General features: G+C 64.1%; 16 protein-coding genes. 9 read left to right on the forward strand and 7 right to left on the reverse strand.

Going from position 1 to position 18546, the window contains the following annotated elements; translation table 11 throughout:
• The first annotated feature begins 5 nt into the window (after positions 1–5).
• Both LWF01_RS03250 and LWF01_RS03255 read left to right on the forward strand, forming a co-directional pair.
• Positions 6–776 (forward strand): DeoR/GlpR family DNA-binding transcription regulator, encoded by a 771-nt coding sequence (locus tag LWF01_RS03250; protein ID WP_349639610.1) that lies wholly within the window; start codon positions 6–8, stop codon positions 774–776.
• Positions 773–1540 (forward strand): SDR family oxidoreductase, encoded by a 768-nt coding sequence (locus LWF01_RS03255; RefSeq protein ID WP_349639611.1) that lies wholly within the window; start codon positions 773–775, stop codon positions 1538–1540. The genes LWF01_RS03250 and LWF01_RS03255 overlap by 4 nt, the downstream gene beginning before the upstream one ends.
• Here LWF01_RS03255 and pdxR read toward each other — a convergent pair.
• Positions 1537–3045, reverse strand: coding sequence for a MocR-like pyridoxine biosynthesis transcription factor PdxR (gene pdxR / locus LWF01_RS03260; protein WP_349639612.1), 1509 nt, complete (start codon positions 3043–3045; stop codon positions 1537–1539). The two genes, LWF01_RS03255 and pdxR, sit on opposite strands and share 4 nt — an antisense overlap.
• Positions 3046–3328: 283 nt before the next feature.
• Here pdxR and pdxS point away from each other — a divergent pair, with 283 nt between their 5' ends.
• The 5 genes from pdxS to LWF01_RS03285 all read left to right on the forward strand — a co-directional run bounded on the left by pdxS (position 3329) and on the right by LWF01_RS03285 (position 8679).
• Positions 3329–4168 carry a pyridoxal 5'-phosphate synthase lyase subunit PdxS gene (gene pdxS, locus LWF01_RS03265; RefSeq protein WP_349640812.1) on the forward strand — a complete coding sequence of 280 codons (840 nt, stop codon included), beginning with the start codon at positions 3329–3331 and terminating at the stop codon, positions 4166–4168.
• On the forward strand, positions 4168–4812 hold the full coding sequence (gene pdxT, locus LWF01_RS03270) for a pyridoxal 5'-phosphate synthase glutaminase subunit PdxT (RefSeq protein WP_349639613.1): 645 nt from the start codon (positions 4168–4170) through the stop codon (positions 4810–4812). The genes pdxS and pdxT overlap by 1 nt, the downstream gene beginning before the upstream one ends.
• Positions 4809–6245, forward strand: coding sequence for a dihydrolipoyl dehydrogenase family protein (locus LWF01_RS03275; RefSeq protein ID WP_349639614.1), 1437 nt, complete (start codon positions 4809–4811; stop codon positions 6243–6245). The genes pdxT and LWF01_RS03275 overlap by 4 nt, the downstream gene beginning before the upstream one ends.
• A gap of 14 nt (positions 6246–6259) precedes the next feature.
• Complete coding sequence (locus tag LWF01_RS03280; RefSeq protein ID WP_349639615.1) at positions 6260–6862, forward strand: GNAT family N-acetyltransferase; 603 nt, start codon at positions 6260–6262, stop codon at positions 6860–6862.
• A gap of 428 nt (positions 6863–7290) precedes the next feature.
• Positions 7291–8679: a uracil-xanthine permease family protein gene (locus LWF01_RS03285; RefSeq protein WP_349639616.1), complete on the forward strand. Its 1389-nt coding sequence runs from the start codon at positions 7291–7293 to the stop codon at positions 8677–8679.
• 1 nt (position 8680) lies between these two features.
• Here LWF01_RS03285 and LWF01_RS03290 read toward each other — a convergent pair whose 3' ends face one another.
• From LWF01_RS03290 to LWF01_RS03300, 3 genes are read right to left on the reverse strand one after another with little or no spacing between them, the layout of a single operon-like run.
• Complete coding sequence (locus LWF01_RS03290; protein ID WP_349639617.1) at positions 8681–9742, reverse strand: LacI family DNA-binding transcriptional regulator; 1062 nt, start codon at positions 9740–9742, stop codon at positions 8681–8683.
• 51 nt (positions 9743–9793) lie between these two features.
• Positions 9794–10504, reverse strand: a complete 711-nt coding sequence (locus LWF01_RS03295) for a sulfite exporter TauE/SafE family protein (protein ID WP_349639618.1) — start codon at positions 10502–10504, stop codon at positions 9794–9796.
• Positions 10501–11979 carry an amidohydrolase family protein gene (locus tag LWF01_RS03300; protein WP_349639619.1) on the reverse strand — a complete coding sequence of 493 codons (1479 nt, stop codon included), beginning with the start codon at positions 11977–11979 and terminating at the stop codon, positions 10501–10503. Before LWF01_RS03300 ends, LWF01_RS03295 begins: the two co-directional genes overlap by 4 nt.
• A 349-nt stretch (positions 11980–12328) precedes the next feature.
• On the opposite strand from LWF01_RS03300, the gene LWF01_RS03305 reads away from it, so the two are divergent.
• Positions 12329–13816: a mannitol dehydrogenase family protein gene (locus tag LWF01_RS03305; protein WP_349639620.1), complete on the forward strand. Its 1488-nt coding sequence runs from the start codon at positions 12329–12331 to the stop codon at positions 13814–13816.
• Positions 13817–13871: 55 nt separating this feature from the next.
• Here LWF01_RS03305 and xylB read toward each other — a convergent pair whose 3' ends face one another.
• From xylB to LWF01_RS03320, 3 genes are all read right to left on the reverse strand, one after another.
• Positions 13872–15272 carry a xylulokinase gene (xylB, locus tag LWF01_RS03310; protein WP_349639621.1) on the reverse strand — a complete coding sequence of 467 codons (1401 nt, stop codon included), beginning with the start codon at positions 15270–15272 and terminating at the stop codon, positions 13872–13874.
• A 35-nt stretch (positions 15273–15307) separates the two neighbouring features.
• Positions 15308–16252, reverse strand: coding sequence for a sugar-binding transcriptional regulator (locus tag LWF01_RS03315; protein WP_349639622.1), 945 nt, complete (start codon positions 16250–16252; stop codon positions 15308–15310).
• A gap of 86 nt (positions 16253–16338) precedes the next feature.
• Positions 16339–17547: an ROK family transcriptional regulator gene (locus tag LWF01_RS03320; RefSeq protein ID WP_349639623.1), complete on the reverse strand. Its 1209-nt coding sequence runs from the start codon at positions 17545–17547 to the stop codon at positions 16339–16341.
• Between the two features lie 250 nt (positions 17548–17797).
• On the opposite strand from LWF01_RS03320, the gene LWF01_RS03325 reads away from it, so the two are divergent.
• Positions 17798–18532, forward strand: a complete 735-nt coding sequence (locus tag LWF01_RS03325) for a sugar phosphate isomerase/epimerase family protein (RefSeq protein WP_349639624.1) — start codon at positions 17798–17800, stop codon at positions 18530–18532.
• The last annotated feature ends 14 nt before the right edge of the window (positions 18533–18546 follow it).

Consider the following 18546-nt stretch of genomic DNA (forward strand, 5'->3'; position numbering starts at 1 on the left):
CAGCTGTGCAACAACGGCGCGCCCGGATCGTCGACCTGGTGCTGGAACGAGGCGAAGCGACGGCGAAAGACCTGAGCCAGGCGCTCGCAGTCAGCGGCGCCACCGTGCACCGCGACATCGAGGTGCTGGTTGACGAGAAACTGCTGCACCGGCGCCGCGGCGTCGTCCTCGCGCCGCCCGAGGCCCAAGTGCAGGCGATCCTTGCCTACCGGCTGCGCTCAGAGATGCCGGTCAAAATTGCCATCGCGCAGGCCGCCCTGCCTTACGTCGCCGATGCGCGGACTGTGCTGATGGACGACTCCACCACCTGTCTGCCGCTGTTCGAGGAGCGCTGCGCGAGCGGAGAAACGGTGCAGATAGTGACCAATTACGTGCGCGGCGCGCGCGCGATCGGCGGCCTGCCGAGCGCCGAGGTGCACATGCTTCCCGGCCTCTACAACGCCAAGCTCGATGCCGTGTTCGGCGCGGCCACGATCGAGGCGGTGTCGAAGTGGCACGCCGACGTCGCGGTCTTCAGTGTTCCCGCGGTCTCCGACGGCCGGCTCTTCCACCTGCTGCCGGACTCCGCGGAGATCAAACGCGCAATGATCGCCGCGGCCCGGACCAAGGTCGTGCTGGTGGACTCGTCCAAGATCGGGCGTACCGGCCCACACGTGATCTGCCAGGCGGCCGACATCGACGTTGCCGTGGTCGATGCCCGGGCGCCTGCCGGCGAAATCCAGGTGTTGCGAGATGCGGGAGTCGAAGTCGTGATCGTGAAGGAGGTCAATTCGTGAATGTTCTCGATGCGTTCAAGTTGGACGGCAAGGTAGCAGCGGTCACCGGTGCCAATCGCGGGATCGGCCGGGCACTGGCGCTCGCGCTGGCCGAGGCGGGCGCCGACCTGGCATTGCTGGTCCGCTCGACGGACGAGGCCGAGCCGCTGCTCGTCGAGATCCGGGCGCTGGGCCGAAAGGCCGAGGCGATCAACGGCGACGTGACGGTTCGTGAGTCGATCGTGCAGGCGGCGACGGCAATCGAGCAATCAATGGGCGCGGTCGACATCCTGGTGAACAACGCCGGGGCCTGCGTGCACCGGCCGGCGCTGGAGGTGACCGAGGAGGAATGGCACCGGGTTGTGGACGTCAACCTCAACGGGGTGTGGAACTGCTGCCAGGTATTCGGGGCGCGAATGGCGGAGCAGGGCGGCGGGAACATTGTCAATATCGGCTCGATCTCTTCGATGATCGTCAACCGTCCGCAGTGGCAGCCGGCCTACAACGCGTCCAAGGCCGCGGTGCATCAGCTGACCAAATCGCTGGCCGCGGAGTGGGCACCGCAGAACATCCGGGTCAACGCGCTGGCCCCCGGTTATATCAAGACGGCGATGGCGCCGGTGGACGATCCGCGGTTCAAGCCGCGCTGGATTGACGACGCTCCGATGCAGCGCGCCGCTACGCCGGACGAACTTGGGCCCACCATCGTTTACCTGGCCAGCGATGCATCGGCCTTCATGACCGGATCGGTGCTGGTGATCGACGGCGGCTATACGCTGTTCTAGCGATTTTGGTCGGCGAACGTCTCTTCTTGGTCGGTGGCGGCTACCGCCGTGATCAGCCGGTCCAGGCCGCGACGAAGATCTGAATCGGGCACACCGCCGTAGCCAATCAGAACTCCTGGTTTGGCCGATTGGCTTTCGTGAGTCCAGTAGTGATCGAGATCGCTGACCAGGACGCCGTGCTCGGCGGCGACCGCCAGTATCGAGTCCACATTTCTCGGCGGGCTGACCGTGACGACGGCGTGCAGGCCGCCGTCCAGCTGCTGTACATCGAGGCCGTCGACCCCGGAAAGAATGTCGATCAACATCCGCCGTCGGTGCAGGTAGTCGCGCCGGACCCGGGCGATATGCCGGCGCAGACCTCCGGTGTCGAGATAGTGCGCCAGGGCATGCTGCACGTATCCGGACACCGGCGCGCCGAGCTCCTGGCGAGTGCGCGCCATCGTCTCGACCAGATGTACCGGGGCGAGGATGTAGCCTGAGGCCAGCCGGGGCGTGAGCACCTTGGAGAAAGTGCCGAGGTTGACGACCCGGTCGGAGCTGTCCAGCGAGACCAGCGCCGGTAACGGGCTGCCGACGTAGCGAAATTCGCTGTCGTAGTCGTCCTCGACTATCAGGGCCCGGTTCGCAGCAGCCCAGTCCAGCAGCGCCATCCGCCGGGTCACCGGCATGCTGCCGCCCAGCGGATACTGATGGTTCGGCGTCACGATCACGATGTCCGCGGCGTCCGCTCCGGTTTCCAGCGCCGCAACCACCAGACCGTCGGCGTCGACCGGCGTCGGCAACACTTCGGCGCCAATGCGGCGCAGCACCTGGCGAAGCGCCGGATACCCGGGATCCTCAACTGCCACCCGCAGTGGCCGGCGCGCCGGATCGCGCAGGCTCATCAACAGCAGGGCGAGGCCCTCCCGGGCGCCGGCGGTGATCAGCACCTCGTCGGGACCGCGATTCAGGCCGCGAACGAGCCGCAGATGCTCGGCAATCGCCGCACGCAGAATCGGCAGCCCTGCCGGCGGCGGCAGTTCGTCTTCCGGGGAAACCGAGACGGCCGCCCGCCAGGCCGCCCGCCATGAGGGATCGTCGAGCCTTCGGGTATCGGGTCGGCCGGGCCGCAGGTCGATCGGCCGCCGGACCGGGGCGGCATCGGGAGCCGGTAACGATCGCCGGCCTGATAGGGCGAGGACCGGCTCGGCGCCGGGGAAAGCCGCGACAGCGGGAAAAGCAACCTGCGGATGGATGGCGCCCAGCTCCGGGTTGATGATGGTTGCCGAGCCGTGTGCGCTGATCAGGTAGCCCTCGCCGGTCAGCTGATCATAGGCCGACGTCACGGTGCCTCGGGATACTCCGAGCTGGGCCGCAAGCGACCGGCTCGGCGGTACCCGGTCGCCCGGTGCGAGCAGGCCCGATCGCACGGCCTCCCGCAGCCCGGCGGCCAGTTGCACCGGAAGTGGCAGGTGCGCGGATCGATCCACGGTGATCGGCAGTACCGGCGCATCCGTGCGTCCCATGTCGAACTCCTTGGGTCGCGGTTGTTAAAAGTGGTCTATTCCGATTCAGTATAAGTGGATCTCGCTATGGGCCACTATCGACGGCAGGCTGGAAGACGAAACCATCCCGGCTGCTTCGGCCGCCACGCCCTCAACGAAAAAGGATTCAACTATGTCAGTTCCAGCAACGTCCGACACGCTTTCCGACGCCACTCCACACGCCGCGGCAGGCAATGGTTCGCGGGCTGCCAAAGGCTCCGACGACACCCAGACGTCGACCCGGCTGAACCGAGGCCTGGCGCAGATGCTCAAGGGCGGCGTCATCATGGATGTCGTCACGCCGGAGCAGGCAAAGATCGCCGAGGATTCCGGTGCCGTCGCGGTCATGGCGCTGGAGCGTGTTCCGGCCGATATCCGCGCGCAGGGCGGCGTCGCCCGGATGAGCGACCCGGACCTGATCGCCGGCATCATCGACACCGTGTCGATTCCGGTGATGGCGAAGGCCCGGATCGGCCACTTCGTCGAGGCGCAGGTACTTGAAAGCCTCAAGGTGGACTACATCGATGAGTCCGAGGTGCTGAGCCCCGCCGACTTCGTCAACCACATCGACAAGAGCAAGTTCAAGGTGCCGTTCGTCTGTGGTGCCACAAACCTCGGTGAGGCGTTGCGACGGATCACCGAAGGCGCCGCGATGATCCGCTCGAAGGGTGAGGCCGGCACCGGCGACGTTTCTGAGGCCACCCGGCATATCCGCACCATCAAAGGCGAAATCGCGGCACTGCGGTCGAAGTCCGCAGACGAGCTGTACGTCGCGGCCAAGGAGCTGCAGGCGCCGTACGAGCTGGTGAAGCAGGTGGCTGCCGCAGGTGAATTGCCCGTCGTGTTGTTCACCGCGGGAGGCATTGCCACCCCGGCGGACGCAGCGATGATGATGCAGCTCGGCGCGGACGGCGTTTTCGTCGGCTCCGGAATCTTCAAGTCCGGCAACCCGGCCCAGCGTGCCGCGGCAATCGTCAAGGCCACAACCTTCTTCGATGACCCCGCCGTGATCGCCGAAGCGTCCCGGGGACTCGGTGAGGCGATGGTCGGCATCAACGTCGCCGACCTTGCCGCCCCGCACCGGCTGGCCGAGCGCGGCTGGTAATGCACGCGGCTGCGCAGGCCGTTGACCGGCCCTCGCCACCCCAATCAGCCAGGCGCCGGATTGGGGTGCTCGCCCTGCAGGGCGACTTCCGGGAGCATCTAAGCGCCCTGCGATCCCTCGGCGCCGAAGGCGTTGCGATCCGGCGGGAAGCGGAGCTGGATGGAATCGATGGCCTGATCATCCCGGGCGGCGAGAGCACCACGATGGGAAAGATCGCCGCGGAGTTGGGTCTGCTTGCACCGTTGCGCGGTGCCATCGACGCGGGATTGCCAACCTATGGCACCTGCGCGGGGATGATCATGCTTGCCGATCAGATCCGCGACGCTGTGCCGGGGCAGCAGAACATCGGCGGCCTGGACGTGATAGTTCGCCGGAATGCCTTCGGCTCCCAGTTGGAGTCGTTCCAGGAGGACCTGATCGTCGACGGAATTGAGGGTTCGGTGCCTGCCGTCTTCATCCGCGCGCCGGTCGTCGAGGAGTTTGGCGCCGACGTCACGGTGCTGGCCCGGCTGTCGGACGACCGTGTCGTCGCGGTACGGCAGGGGAACATTATCGCCATGGCGTTTCACCCGGAGATCTCAGGTGATTTACGCCTCCACGAGGCCTTCCTTGAGGTAGTCAACAGTATTAGCGTTGAGGCGTGACTCCTTCTTCGCCCCGTGGGGACTACGACGTCATTGTGATCGGTGCCGGCGCGGTAGGCGAGAACGTGGCAGATCGCGCCGTCAAGGGTGGGCTGCGGGCCGTTTTGATCGAGGCGGACCTGGTCGGCGGTGAATGTTCCTACTGGGCGTGCATGCCATCGAAGGCGTTGCTGCGTCCAGGTGCTGCGTTGAGCGCGGCGCGCCGGGTGGACGGCAGCAAGCAGGCCGTTGACGGCGTCCTCGATGTCGAGGCAGTTTTCCGGCGGCGGGATTCGTTCACCTCGCACTGGGATGACGCCGGACAGGTGGAATGGGCCGAACAGGCGAACATCGACCTGATCCGGGGCGTCGCCAGGCTGGTGGGGGAGCGGACCGTCGAGGTGACGCCGCCGGACGACGAACCGTTCACGCTGACAGCCCTGAACGCTGTCGTGCTCGCCACCGGATCGCGGCCGGTTGTGCCGCCAATCGACGGTCTGGCCGACATCCCGTTCTGGGGCACCCGGGAGGCGACCTCCGCGCACGATGTTCCCGGAAGGCTGGCAGTTCTCGGTGGCGGTGTTGCGGGGACGGAGCTCGCCCAGGCATTCGGGCGCCTCGGCTCCCAGGTAACCGTGATCGCTCGGGGAAAGCTGCTCGGCGGATTCGCCGAGCAAGCGGCATCCCGGGTATTGGATGCGTTGCGGGCCGAGAACATCACGGTTCATCTGGATACCGAAACCACGGCTGTGCATTGGCAGCCAGACGGTTCGATCCGGCTTGAGGTGACCGACCAGGACGGCGACGGACGGCAGGTCGTCGCCGATCGCTTACTGGTGTCGACAGGGCGTCAGTCCGCGCTCGATCAGCTTGGACTCGACTCGGTCGGGCTGGCACCGGACGCCATCACGATTGACAACCATGGCCAGGTAACCGGAACCGACTGGTTGTTCGCGGTCGGCGATGCGGCAGGCAAGGTGCAGCTCACCCACCAGGGAAAGTATGAGGCCCGCATAGTCGGAGACGTGATAGTCACTCGTGCCAAGGGCGGGCAGATCGACGACAATTTGTGGTCGCGTCACCTGATGACGGCTAACAGCTACGCCGTGCCTCACGTCGTGTTCACCGATCCCGCAATAGCGGCTGTCGGCCTGGCGCCCGTGGAGGCCGCGGATCGCTTTGACCGGACCCGGACCGTGGAACTCGAGATTGCGGTCGCCGGTTCGGCACTGCAGGCCGACGGGTACTCCGGGTGGGCGCGGGTGGTCGTGGACGAGGAGCGCAGGGTGATTGTGGGAGCCACATTCGTCGGACAGGATGTCGCCGAGATGCTGCATTCGGCCACGATCGCCATCGTTGGCGAGGTTCCGCTCGAACGGCTGTGGCATGCGGTGCCCGCCTACCCGACCATGAGTGAGATCTGGCTGCGTCTGCTGGAGAAGTACGGCATGTAGCTACAATCTTTCACGTGTTGGATTCCTGGACTGACTTTGAGATGGACACCGCCGATGCCCAAGACGCGGACGCGATCACGGCGCTTGTGCAATCGGCCTACCGCGGAGATGTGAGCAGGCAGGGGTGGACAACCGAGGCCGACCTGCTGGAAGGTCAGCGGATCGGCCCGGGTATGGTCCGCGAGGAACTCAGTGATCCCAATAAGGTGATCCTGCTGTTTCGGGCCGGGGCTGGCTCGGTCGGCGAGGACGGCGAGGCTGGCACTGGCGCGGCGAATGGCCGGCGGCCGCTCGTAGCCTGCTGCCAGCTGGAGAGGAAGAACGACTCGGCCTACTTCGGGATGTTTGCCGTTTCCCCGAGCCGTCAGGGTGGCGGAATCGGCAAGAATGTGCTGACTGGAGCGGAGGCATTCGCGCGTCAAACCTGGGGAGCGACCAGGATTAGCCTTTCGGTGATCAACCTGCGCGCCGAGCTGATCGCCTGGTACCAGCGGCGCGGCTATGAACTCACCGGAGAGAGCGAACCGTTCCCCTATGGAGACGACCGTTTCGGTCGACCGACGACCGACGAGCTGAGATTCCTGATGATGACCAAGTCGCTGGCCGAGGGCCGCTAGCTTCCTGATTCGTTTATTCGTTTTAAGGTATCTGGCGGTGGAGTCGAGGATGTCCTCGGCAGTTTTGGTCCAGATGAATGGCTGCGGTTCTCGTTTCCAGGCTTTCACCCAGCTCGAGGAGCGTACCTGCTGAAGCGGGCTTCACCGCCTGCCAGCCAGGAGGTGTTCTACAATTGTCGGCGCCTCCACTCAGCCCATTCGAAAGTCATCAATGCCTCGCCGTGCGGGCCAGCAACTATTGGCTCCAGCAGGCGGGGTGCCGCCACGAGGCATTTCCAAATGATTCTTCGTTTCCAGCTGGGCGAGCATCTTTGCTGAGTCAACTCGGGGCCTTGACATGATTCAAGTCACCATGCACGATTAGACAAATCGATTTGGCCGCTGATATTTCAAGGGCTGAACATGATGTGCTTCAAAGGAGAGGCTCTATGACTGCACCATCCGATGTCACCGAAGGCGTTCACCCCGTCGATCAGTTCCGACCGATGCACCGGCTCATTCCGTTCGCCATCCAGCACGTCCTGGTCATGGTGGCCACACCGATATCGTCGGTATTCCTCATTGCCAGCGCACTGGACCTGTCGGAGGAAATTATCTCGGCGGTTCTGTCGGCGGTGTTCGTGTTCTCCGGCCTTGGTTCGATCTTGCAGTCCGTCGGCGTGTGGAAGATCGGCGTTCGACTGCCCTTCGTCATGCTCCCGGGTGGAGCGGCCACCATCCTGTTCATTACGATCAGCCAGGGCACCGATATCGAAACAGCCGTGGGAGCCGTGCTCCTGACGGGTGTGTTCTACATTCTGGCGGTGACTCTCTTCGTCAAACTGCTGAAGTTCTTCCCGCCCCTCGTCATCGGCATTATGGTGATCGTCATCGGGGTCAATCTTGTCCAGGTGACCGGCAAGCTCATAGTCGGGGAAGCGGACACCGTGGCCTTCGGGGATCCGCAGAACCTGCTCCTCGGCCTCGTCACGGTCGCCATCACCGTGCTGAGCTTCCGCTTCTTGCGCGGAATGCTCGGAAAGCTCTCGATCGCGATCGGACTTATCGGCGGCACCATCGTCGGAACGTTCTTGGGTGCGACCGATTTCTCCGCGCATGTGAGCGGTCCCCTGCTCGCAGCCCCGACGCTCTTCCCCTTCGGTGCCCCGAAGTTCGATCTCATCGCCGCGATTCCGATGCTGCTGTGGGCGCTGGCGTCCATGGCCGAGGCGACGGGGCAGACAATCATCAATGGAGAGATCGTCGAGAAGAAGGTCGAACCGAGCAGGGACGTCCCTCGGCTAATCCGCGCCGACGGCATTGTGACCGTCGTCGGTGGGCTCTTCGGAACACCCGCCATGGTCACCAGCGGGGAGAACGTGGGAATTGTGCGTGCTTCCGGAGTGCGCAGCCGGTTCGTCACCGCCTTCGCCGGAGTCCTTCTCATCCTCATCGGCGTCAGTCCGTTGGCAAGGATTCTCAATGGGATTCCCGCGGCGGTGGTCGGTGGAACGGCGGTCGTGGTGTTCGCGATCATCGCCGTGCTCGGCATTCAGATGCTTTCCCGAGTGGACTTCAACAAGACGGGGACTCTCATCACAGCTACTGTCGGCCTGGCGGCCGGTCTCCTCCCGGTTCTCATCCCGGGCATGTACTCGCAGCTTCCGCCCAATGCGGCATCGCTGCTGGGAAGCGGAGTGGCCATGGCTGCCTTCGTCTCCGTCCTGCTCAACCTGCTGTTCCACCACACAGGCAAGAGAAATCGACACCCGAAGAGCCGGACTCCGATTGAGGATCCCAGCAAGTTGGCCCAGCGGCCGCGCGACTACCGGATCTGAGTCACTTCGGAGGTCCGGCCGTTGACTCTCTGACGACGAGAGTCGGTGGGATGGAAGTCGGTGCGACGGGCGACGAGGACTCCGAACTCATTGCGGCAGTGTCGGACGCGATCGGTGGGGAGCCGTCGAGGATCGCCACGAGCCGATCAATCGCCTCACTCGAGATCTCGTCCAGTCCCAGGTGCACGGCTGTAAGAGGTGGTGTGCTGGTGCGAGCCCGAAGGCCGTCGTACCTCGTCGCAATCAGCAGATCGTCTCCGATCACCCTTCCTGCTTCGGTTCCCGCCCGCACGGCTCCGGTGGCGAAGGTGTCGATGGGGATAATCAGGGCATCGACCTCCGGATGCTCGGCGAGGAGCTGCTTGGACGACCGGTATCCTCCGTCTTCGCCTTCGCTTTCATCCGCCTCGGCGATCAATGGGGTGAAGCCGTCCCGGAAGGCCGCGGCCAGGTAAGCAGTCCGTGCGGCAGCCTGGGATTTGCGCCTGCTCGTTCCTACTATGAGTGCCGGATGCTTCGTCCCGTTCTCTAGCAGGTGAGAAACGAGTAGTTCCGCGATTTCCGTGTGGTGCAGGTCCACGCTCCGCTCGCTCGCGGGACCGTCAATGGTGACGAACGGTATTCCGCGGTCGGTCAGTGCTGCGGCAATGGGGTCATCGATGGTGGGTTCGAGGAGGATCGCCCCATCAATGTCGAGCCGGTCGACAGGATTGGCATCGTCTTCCGGTGGCGCCAAGACGAACACGTAGCCCTTGAGCAGTGCCGTCCGAGCGCATCCCATCGCGAGTTCGGTGAAGAAGCCAAGCTGCGAGGGTCCCGCTGAGACCGCGGATGGCATCGAGGACAGGAGCGCAAGGGCCTGGGTGCGTCCAGAACGCAGGCCCTGGGCGCGGACGCTGGGCCGATACTTCAGTCGAGCGGCCACCTCTTTGACCTTGTCCCTGGTCTGCGAATTGACCTTGCCCAATCCGTTGAGTGCATGGGACACAGTTGTGCGCGATACGCCGGCCTCACGTGCCACATCGGCGATCGTAGCCCGATTCCGGCGCGAAGTATCTCCCATGGTGCCAGACTACTGGTTGGCCTGGATTTCGCCTTGCCCGCCTCGGCGGGATCAAGCTTGGACGATCACGACGGCTCCGGAGATGATCGCGAAGCCAAGCACGATGTACCGCAATACCGGTCCGTCGAGCCTGTGATGAACGAATCTGCTGAGTAACGATCCGACGGCCAGGAAGGGCAGCATGGAGGCGGTGAACAGCAGCGTCGGTCCGGTTATTTGTCCACTAATGGCGAGCACGATGAGCGAGATGACCTCCCCTACGAGGAAGCACACCGCGACCGTTGATCTCAGTTCCGGACCGGGGCTGTGTTGGTAGGCCAGTGCATACGGTGGCCCACCGACACCCGTCGAGGTTTCCGTGACACCGGTGATCAGACCGACGATGGCCAGGAACGGCTTGTTCGGTGTGAACTTCGGGGCGACAAGCGCGATGACGGCCGCAACCAGCGTCGACCAGCCGATCAGCAGCGCCAGTTGATGCAGGTTGACGATGACAAGAATCCATAGCCCAAAGAACGTTCCGGCGAAACGCCCGACACTGATCCATTTCACCCCGTGCCAGTGGATGTCGGCCCTCTCTCTGGCCGCGACATAGAAGTTCAGCGGGATCATCAGTACAAGCAGCATCACCGGTATGAGGCTCGGGTCGATGAAGCTGACGACGGGGGCGGTGATCATCGCGAAGCCCATGCCGGTCGACCCCTGCACGAAGGCGGAGAGCAGAACTGTCACCGCGACGATGATGAAGGCGACTAGGGTCATCGACTGCGCTCGCTCATCCACGCGGCGCGGTGTTCACTCGCTGCAGGATCGACCCGGGTGATGGGCGAGCTCGCGACGACGTGGTCAGAGAGATTGCGAGCTTCTTCGATGAGGGCGCGACCGTCCCAATCGACTGGCCACCCTCGTTCGAGGCGGAGTCTGCCGTCGACGATCACGGCTTCGATCTGGTCGCGGTTTGCGATCCGCACGAGTTCCCAGGGCACGTCCCACGAGGGCACGAACTCTGGCACGTCGAGGTCGACGACGAGCAGATCGGCATGTGCTCCGGGCGTGATCTCACCGACCATCCCAGCGAGTCCCACGGCGTCGGCTCCGCCTCGTAGTCCCTGTTCGAGCCAGGTCCATCCGCCGCCGCTGGAGGAGTCGCCGACATTCGTTCCCACGGTCAGTCGTTGTGCGGTCTCTGCGGCATCGAGCAGTCGGAATGCGTCCGACCGTGTTCCGTCGGTGCCGAGTCCCACTCGCACTCCTAGCTCATGCATGAGGAGAGCGGGCGCCACCGCATTTCCCTTCCACGAGCTCGCCACCGGATTGTAGGCAACCGCTCCTCCGCTGTCCATGAGAAGTCGGATCTCCCGGGGCGTCAGGAGGGTCGCGTGTGCGGCCAGGAGTTCGGGCCCAAGGGCGCCGAGGCGGGCCAGGCGTTCCAGTGGACGTTGCCCGGTCGCGACGAGAGACCGTTCGACCGCTGCGAGATGTTCATTGAGATGCGTCTGGAACGGTACTCCTGCCTCTCGAGCGAGGCCGGTGATAGCCACAAGGGCTTCGTCCGAAGCGACTTCGGGAATCGAGACCGCCAGCGAGGGGTGGACCAAACCTTCGGCGTCCCACCTTCTCAGGTGATACTCGGCCGCCGCGACCACTTCGCCGAGTTCGGCAGTCTGAGCGCCGCCGCCCCGATCGTTGCAGATCACACCGAGTACGCATCGCAGTCCCAACTCGGCGGTGACATCTGCGATTGCGGAGACGTCGACGCTGGAGCGGGTCCCGGCGTCCGCCACCGTGGTGAACCCCCCGCGCAGGGATTCCCAGGCAGCGAGACGGGTGGCGACGTCGATAGCCCCTGCGCCCATGTTCGCCTCCATCGGCACCCAGACGCGCTGGAAGATTTCAGATGGTTCGCCGAACACGAGCGATTTGCCGAAGGTCTGCGTCAGATGATGATGCGCGTCGATGAACCCCGGCATGAGGAGGCGTCCGGGCAGGTCGATGCGGATGACGTCGTCAAGGGCTGTGGATTCCCGGATCATGGTGTTGACCGGTTCCTGGGAAGTGTTGTCGACCGCGGAAGGGACCCGACGTGCGTCGGCGGCGACCGAGTCGACGGGCCCGACAGCAACGATGCGGCCGTTGTCGACAAGCACCGCGTGACCGCACTTGGGGCCTTCGGGAAGCAGGACCTTTTCGGGGACGAGCAGCGTCGGAGCCTGGTGCAGAGTGCGAAGCTGTGTCATGTCGTCCTTCGTGGTAGCAGGGCCGGCCTTGGTTACCCTGAAAATCAAAGTGGTCAAGCGGGCCATGTCAGTTCAGCTCTATCAGCGACCAAATCGATTTGGCCTCTGAAAGCTTATGGTGTGGACGAAAGGGCGTCAACTCGCACGACTCTCTTCTGACAGGGTGTGCCCACTTCCGGGATTCGTTTCAAGTCTCGTCTGCGCTCCCAACGGGAGGTCAGTAAATGGTTCACCGTCTCTGTGCCGGCTCGCGGTCGTCTGTTCCGTGGCCTCGCTCGTTTGAGCTTGGCCGGCAGCTCACATGATAGGGTCGGCGAAAAACCGGCTGGCAGACCCGAGGATGGCACCGATGCAGAAGCTCAATGACGACGCGCTGGGAAGGCTCCCCGACACCGTGTCCGTTCCACGCTATGACCGCGGGGATGTCACCGCAGGCATAGTGCACTTCGGCGTGGGCGGATTCCATCGTGCCCACCAGGCGATGTACCTTGATCGGCTGATGAACCAGGGCAAGGCACACGATTGGGGCATCTGTGGCGTCGGCGTTCTGCCGTCGGACCAGCGAATGAAAGCCGTGATGGACGAGCAAGACTGTCTGTACACCCTGGTGACCAAGAATCCCGATGGAAGCCGCGAGGGCCGGGTCATCGGCTCAATCGTCGACTACCTGTTCGCGCCGGCGGACCCAGAAGCGGTGATCGAAAGAATGGCCTCCGAGCAGATACGAATTGTTTCGCTCACCATTACGGAGGGCGGCTACAACTTCAACCAGGTGAGCGGAGAGTTCGACGAAACCAATCCGGACGTTGTGCACGACCTGGCTGCTGGGGCGACGCCGAAAACCAGCTTTGGACTGATCACCGAGGCGCTTGCTCGCCGCCGCGCCCGGGGCGGCGCAGCGTTCACGGTGATGTCGTGCGACAACATCCAGGGCAACGGCGACGTGGCCCGTAAGATGCTGACCGCCTTCGCCCGGCTCAAAGATCCCGGCCTCGCGGCATGGATCGAGCAGAACCTGTCCTTCCCCAACTCTATGGTGGACCGGATCACCCCGGTGACGACGGACGACGATCGCAGCAGTATCGCCGACGAGTTCGGGGTGACAGACGCCTGGCCGGTAGTCTGTGAGCCATTCGAGCAATGGGTATTGGAAGACGATTTCGTTAACGGACGGCCGGCTTACGACCAGGCCGGGGTCCAGCTCGTCGACGATGTCGAACCGTACGAGCTGATGAAGCTCAGGCTGCTCAATGCGAGCCATCAGGCACTGTGCTACTTCGGCTATCTTGCCGGGTACCGCTACGCCCATGAGGTCTGTCAGGACGAGTTGTTCGTGGCTTTCCTGCTCGACTACATGAATGCCGAGGCGTCGCCAACCCTTTCGCCAGTTCCGGGTATTGATCTCGACGAGTACAAGCACACGCTGATCGAGCGTTTCGGGAACGAGTACGTGCGGGACACCCTGGCCCGGCTCTGCGCCGAGAGCTCTGACCGGATACCGAAATGGCTGCTGCCGGTGGTCAGAATCAACCTGGCGAACGGCGGCGAGATCAAAACGTCTGCCGCAATCGTTGCCAGCTGGGCTCGCTACGCCGAGGGCGTCGACGAAGAGGGCAAAACAATCGAGGTGGTCGACCGGCTCAAGGAATCGGTGACGGCGGCCGCGGCGCGGCAGAGGACCGATCCGCTGGCCTTCCTGGCCAGCCGGCAACTGTTCGGGGACTTGATCGACGATGAGCGATTTGTGACGGAGTATTCCAGGGCGCTAGAGCTGCTGCATACCGTCGGTGCCCGGGCAACCGTCGAAGCGCTGGTGTCGCCCGGCGCCCAGCGCTGACCGGACCGGTGACCGGGGCTGACTGCCGGTGACCGACCGGGAACCAGATCGGGACTCAGACGCCGTAGACCCGTTGGCGCGCGGCGACATAGCGTGCCCGCACCTCGGCGCCCCAGTCACCCTCAGGCTGATAACTTGCGTCGATTTCACGTCGCCAGTCGGGGAATTCGCCGTGCGCCGTCCAGGCAGCCTGGCGGGCCGCCCCGAGCGCGACGTACTCCCTTATCGCCGGCACTTCTACCGGCACACCAAATATCGATGCGGCGGCGGCCCGCAGTGACCGGGATTTCGACCCTCCGCCGATCAACAGCACCTTCCGCACGTCGATCCCGTGCCCGCGCAGGCTTTCCAGGCCGTCCGCCAACGAGTTCAGCACCCCGAGCACCGAGGCACGAGCCACATTCCCGGCTGTCATGTTCGACCGGGTCAGGCCGAGAAGTGTCCCCGACGCGTTCGGCAGATTCGGCGTGCGCTCGCCATCCAGGTACGGCAGCAGGGTAAGGCCCTCGGCATCCGGAGCGGCGTCACGCGCAAGCCGGTCGAAGGTCTGCAGGTCGACATCGAGCATTGCCGCGCCGGCAAACATCACCCGCGCCGCGTTCAATGTCGCCAGCAATGGCAGATGATTTCCGGTCGCGTCGGCGAAGCCAGCAACCGCACCTGTCGGATCGTGTGCCGGGATTGGCGAAGTGGTGAAGACCGTGCCTGAGGTGCCTATCGAAACAACGACTTCACCGTTCTCCAGGCCCAGTCCGAGTGCGGCCGCGGCATTATCTCCTGCGCCCGGAGATACGATTGCCGCGTCGTTGCCCCAGCCGGCCAGAAGTGAGCCGGCAGCCTCGTGACTGCCAAGCACTTTCGGCAGTTCCGGAACTCGCCCGAAGTACTGTTCCAACAGCTTCGGCTGGTAGCGGTTGCTCAGCGGAGAAAAGTAGCCGGTGCCGGACGCCTCGCTGCGATCTGTGCTGTATTTCCCGGTCAACTCGTGGTTGAGCCAGTCGTGGGGTAGCACGACCCGGGCTACCCGCTCGGCCAGTTCCGGTTTGTTCTCTGCGAGCCAGGCCAGCTTGGTGATTGTGAATGAGGCGACCGGAACCAGGTTTGTCGCCTCCAACCAGGCCTCGTTGCCCAGTTCTTCCCGCATTCGATCGGCCTGGCCTGCGCTGCGAGTGTCGTTCCACAGCAGGGCGTCGAAGACCGGCCGGTCGCGGTCGTCCAGGGCGACCATGCCGTGCTGCTGGGCGGCGACTCCGGCGCCGATCACCTGCGTGCCGAGGGAACGAATTCCGGCGCCATCCCAAGCCTCATGCAGGGCCGTGGACCAGACCCGTGGGTCGATTGCGGTGCCGTCGGGATGGGCGGCCACGCCGGATGACCTGACCTCGCCGGTTTCGGCCTCAACCGCCAGGACTTTGCACGATTGCGTGGAGGAATCCACGCCGACGACTGTGCTCATCGGTTCTCCGGGTTCTGTTCGAGGATCATTGCTACTTAAGCTCTCTGCTCAACGGTGCGGCTCAACTCGGCGGTGAGCTCGTCGTCGGCGACCAGTGTGGTGATGATGCCGGCCTGCGCCGCGGCCAAGACGCCCCGCGCCGCCGCTGCGCCGTGAGCGACGCCGATCACGGTTGGCGTGCTTATCAGCTGTTCGAGAGTCACCCCGATGACCCGCGAGTCGAGGTTCGTGCGTACCGGCGAGCCAGTGGAGTCGAAAAGCCGGGCCGAGCATTCCGCTATGGCGCCCGCCGCGCTGGCCTCGCGCCTGTCCTTGTTGCCGACCGTGTCCCAGACCGTGGATGCCTGACGTTCCCACCCGCCAATGGCAACGACGGCGACGTCGAGTGAATCGGCCTTCCTGAGGGCTGAGGCGATTTCCGGCTGCCGGCGCAGGCCCGCAGCGGTGGCCGAATCGTCGACCACCAGCGGCGCCCAGATCGGCCAGGTCTCGCCGCCGGTGATCCGGCCGAGTTGCTGGACGAGTTCCACCGAGTTTCCGCTTCCCGGAACAGGAAGGGCCCCGGCAAGTTGCACCAGGTCACACGCGGGCAGCCGGGAAACCCGCTCGGCGGCGGCATCCATCGTGCGCGACCAGGAGATGCCGATCGTTGCACCGGCGCTGGCACGAGCCGTAAGCTCTTCGGCCACCGCTTGCGCCAACAGATCACGTCCGGTCCCTGCTGCTGGCCTGCCGGGGGTGACGATAATTCGTTCGAGGCCAAGCCGCTGCTGAAGCTGCTCGGAATCAGGCGGTCGGCCGGCGCTCGGTGGATGAATTTCGATCGTGACGATTCCGGCGTTCCGCGCCTCGTCGAGCAGTCGGGCGACCTGGAATCGGGAAATCCCGTGTGCCTTGCCGATGTCGACCTTGGACTGGTTCTCCAGGTAGTACTGCCGGGCAACGCTGGCCAGACGGTCCTCGTGACCGGGTTGGTTCATCGCCGTCACCTGCCCTCTCCATCTCAGCTGTGCTCATCTATGTTGCTCATTTGAGCATAGCCTGTGGCGGTGTGAGGTAAGGGCGGTCAGCCCGCGTGGGCCAGGTTCTTGCTCACCATCCGGTTGACGGTTTCCGTGGTCAGCGCATGGTCGATGACCAGTTTGCTAGCCCCGATGATGCCGACCTGTTCCTTGCCCTCTGAAAGTACGATCTTCAGGTTCTCCGTCGCCAAGGGTAGGGAACGGCCGTAAACCACCTCGCGAACGCCGGCGATCAGGTGCTCGCCGGTGAGCGCAACACCGCCGCCGAGCACGATGGTGGACGGGTTCAGCAGGCTGACGCAGGTGGCCAGCACCTGGCCGATGTCGCGGCCGGCCTGGCGCACGGCCTGGATTGCGGCGATATTTCCGGAGCCGATCAGCTGGGTAAGTGAATCGGACGAGGGCTGATCGATAACCCGCTGTTCGGTCAGTGAGGCCAGGATTGCCGGGCCACTTGCCAGTGCCTCCAGGCAGCCGGTCATGCCGCACCGGCAGGTCACATCCCGGCCGTGTGGCACCCGCACATGTCCGAGGTCACCGGCGGTTCCCTGGGCGCCGCGCTGCAGGTGGCCGCCGCTGATGATGCCGGCGCCGATGCCGGTCGCCACTTTGACGAACATCAGGTCGGAGTCGTGCGGGTACGCGACCGAATGTTCACCGATCGCCATGATGTTGACGTCGTTATCCACAAGCACCGGCACCGGGTACTGCTCCTGAACGGCACCGGGTACGTCGAAGCCATCCCAGCCCGGCATGATCGGCGGATTGTTCGGCCTTCCGGTCTTGAACTCGACCGGGCCGGGCAGGCCAATCCCGATACCGAGCAGGTCCTGCTTGTTCCGGCCCGCCGCTTTGAGCAGTTTTCCGGTCGTGGTGAGAAGCCAGGTCATCGCAGCCAGCGGACCACACTCGATATCCAGTGCTTCTTTCTCCTCGGCCAGAATCGAGCCGCCGAGGTCTGTGATCGCGGCACTCACGTGGTGGGCGCCGAAGTCCGCGCCGAGCACAATTCTGGATTCTGGGTTGAAACCGATCCGCGAGGCCGGTCGTCCGCCGGAGGAGGCGGCAGCCGTGGTCGGCGCCACCAGGCCGGTTGCCAGGAGCTGCTCGACGCGCAGCGCGATGGTGGAGCGGGCCAGTCCGGAGAGTTCCGCCAACTCCGCCCGCGTACGCGGCTGGCTATTGCGCAATAGCTGGAATAGTGCACCGGGCCCGGCGCTGTGCGGGGAATCGGGATTGGCGAGAGCTGGCATGAAAGTAGTCAATCATCCGCACTTTCGAAAGTCACGTACGAGGTAGGGCCGACTTTTACTTATCTTTTGCTTGACGGTCGGCAGAAGTGCGCTTACATTCGTGATATAGCTCACGGCACGGTCAATTCCCTATCCTCAGCTAAAGCACGCGCTCATGGGCGGGAAGAGTCGGCTTGCTGAGGTCGATTTGCGCGAGGCAAGTACACCAGATCGGCGACGAGATTCAGCAAGGAACCAGTTAAGGAGAACTATGACAGCCCCGATGCAGATCTCGGTTCAGCTCTATACCGTGCGGGAGGCGATGGAACGGGATGTTGCCGAAACCCTGCACCGGATCGCGGGACTCGGCTACACAAATGTCGAACCCTACGGAATCCTCGACATTCTGGATGAGCTGGTTTCCGGTCTGGCCGTGAACAACCTGAAGGCACCCTCTGTGCACGCCCCGCTCCTGTCGGGAGACCAGGCGACCCTGTTCTCAGCCGCCGAAAAGCTCGGAGCGCAGATCGTCATCGATCCTTTCGTTGGCCAGGAGAACTGGACCAGCCTGGAGGGTATTCGAGAAATCGCCGGGGGCCTGAATGCAGCGGCACGTGCCGGTGCGAAGCGGGGCCTGACGGTCGGCTACCACAACCACGACTGGGAACTCAGCATAAAAATTGACGGCCGCCATGCGCTTGAGGTGCTCGTCGACTATCTGGACGATCAGGTCATTCTGGAGATCGACACTTATTGGGCGATCGTCGGCGGCGCAAACGTTCCCGGACTGCTCGCCCGCCTCGGCAACCGCGTGCAGCTTGTGCATCTCAAGGATGGAGACGGCAGTCCCGACACAAAACAGCAAACGGCGCTCGGCGATGGTTCCGTCGACCTGCCTGCTGTGCTCGAGGCAGCTAGGAACGTCCGGTACGGAGTCGTCGAGCTGGATGACACCAAGGGCGACATCTTCGACGCGCTCGCAGCATCGCTTCGATATCTCGGCTAATTCTCAATTGACAC

This window comes from Saxibacter everestensis (assembly GCF_025787225.1).
GTDB lineage: Bacteria > Actinomycetota > Actinomycetes > Actinomycetales > Brevibacteriaceae > Saxibacter > Saxibacter everestensis.

Coding starts and splice junctions, on each gene's coding strand:
- pdxR (WP_349639612.1), bottom strand. CDS start 3,045: ATGGGACGCACGGATGCGCCGGTACTGCCGATCACCGTGGATCGATCC.
- pdxS (WP_349640812.1), top strand. CDS start 3,329: ATGCTCAAGGGCGGCGTCATCATGGATGTCGTCACGCCGGAGCAGGCA.
- pdxT (WP_349639613.1), top strand. CDS start 4,168: ATGCACGCGGCTGCGCAGGCCGTTGACCGGCCCTCGCCACCCCAATCA.
- LWF01_RS03285 (WP_349639616.1), top strand. CDS start 7,291: ATGACTGCACCATCCGATGTCACCGAAGGCGTTCACCCCGTCGATCAG.
- LWF01_RS03290 (WP_349639617.1), bottom strand. CDS start 9,742: ATGGGAGATACTTCGCGCCGGAATCGGGCTACGATCGCCGATGTGGCA.
- LWF01_RS03295 (WP_349639618.1), bottom strand. CDS start 10,504: ATGACCCTAGTCGCCTTCATCATCGTCGCGGTGACAGTTCTGCTCTCC.
- LWF01_RS03300 (WP_349639619.1), bottom strand. CDS start 11,979: ATGACACAGCTTCGCACTCTGCACCAGGCTCCGACGCTGCTCGTCCCC.
- LWF01_RS03305 (WP_349639620.1), top strand. CDS start 12,329: ATGCAGAAGCTCAATGACGACGCGCTGGGAAGGCTCCCCGACACCGTG.
- xylB (WP_349639621.1), bottom strand. CDS start 15,272: ATGAGCACAGTCGTCGGCGTGGATTCCTCCACGCAATCGTGCAAAGTC.
- LWF01_RS03315 (WP_349639622.1), bottom strand. CDS start 16,252: ATGAACCAACCCGGTCACGAGGACCGTCTGGCCAGCGTTGCCCGGCAG.
- LWF01_RS03320 (WP_349639623.1), bottom strand. CDS start 17,547: ATGCCAGCTCTCGCCAATCCCGATTCCCCGCACAGCGCCGGGCCCGGT.
- LWF01_RS03325 (WP_349639624.1), top strand. CDS start 17,798: ATGACAGCCCCGATGCAGATCTCGGTTCAGCTCTATACCGTGCGGGAG.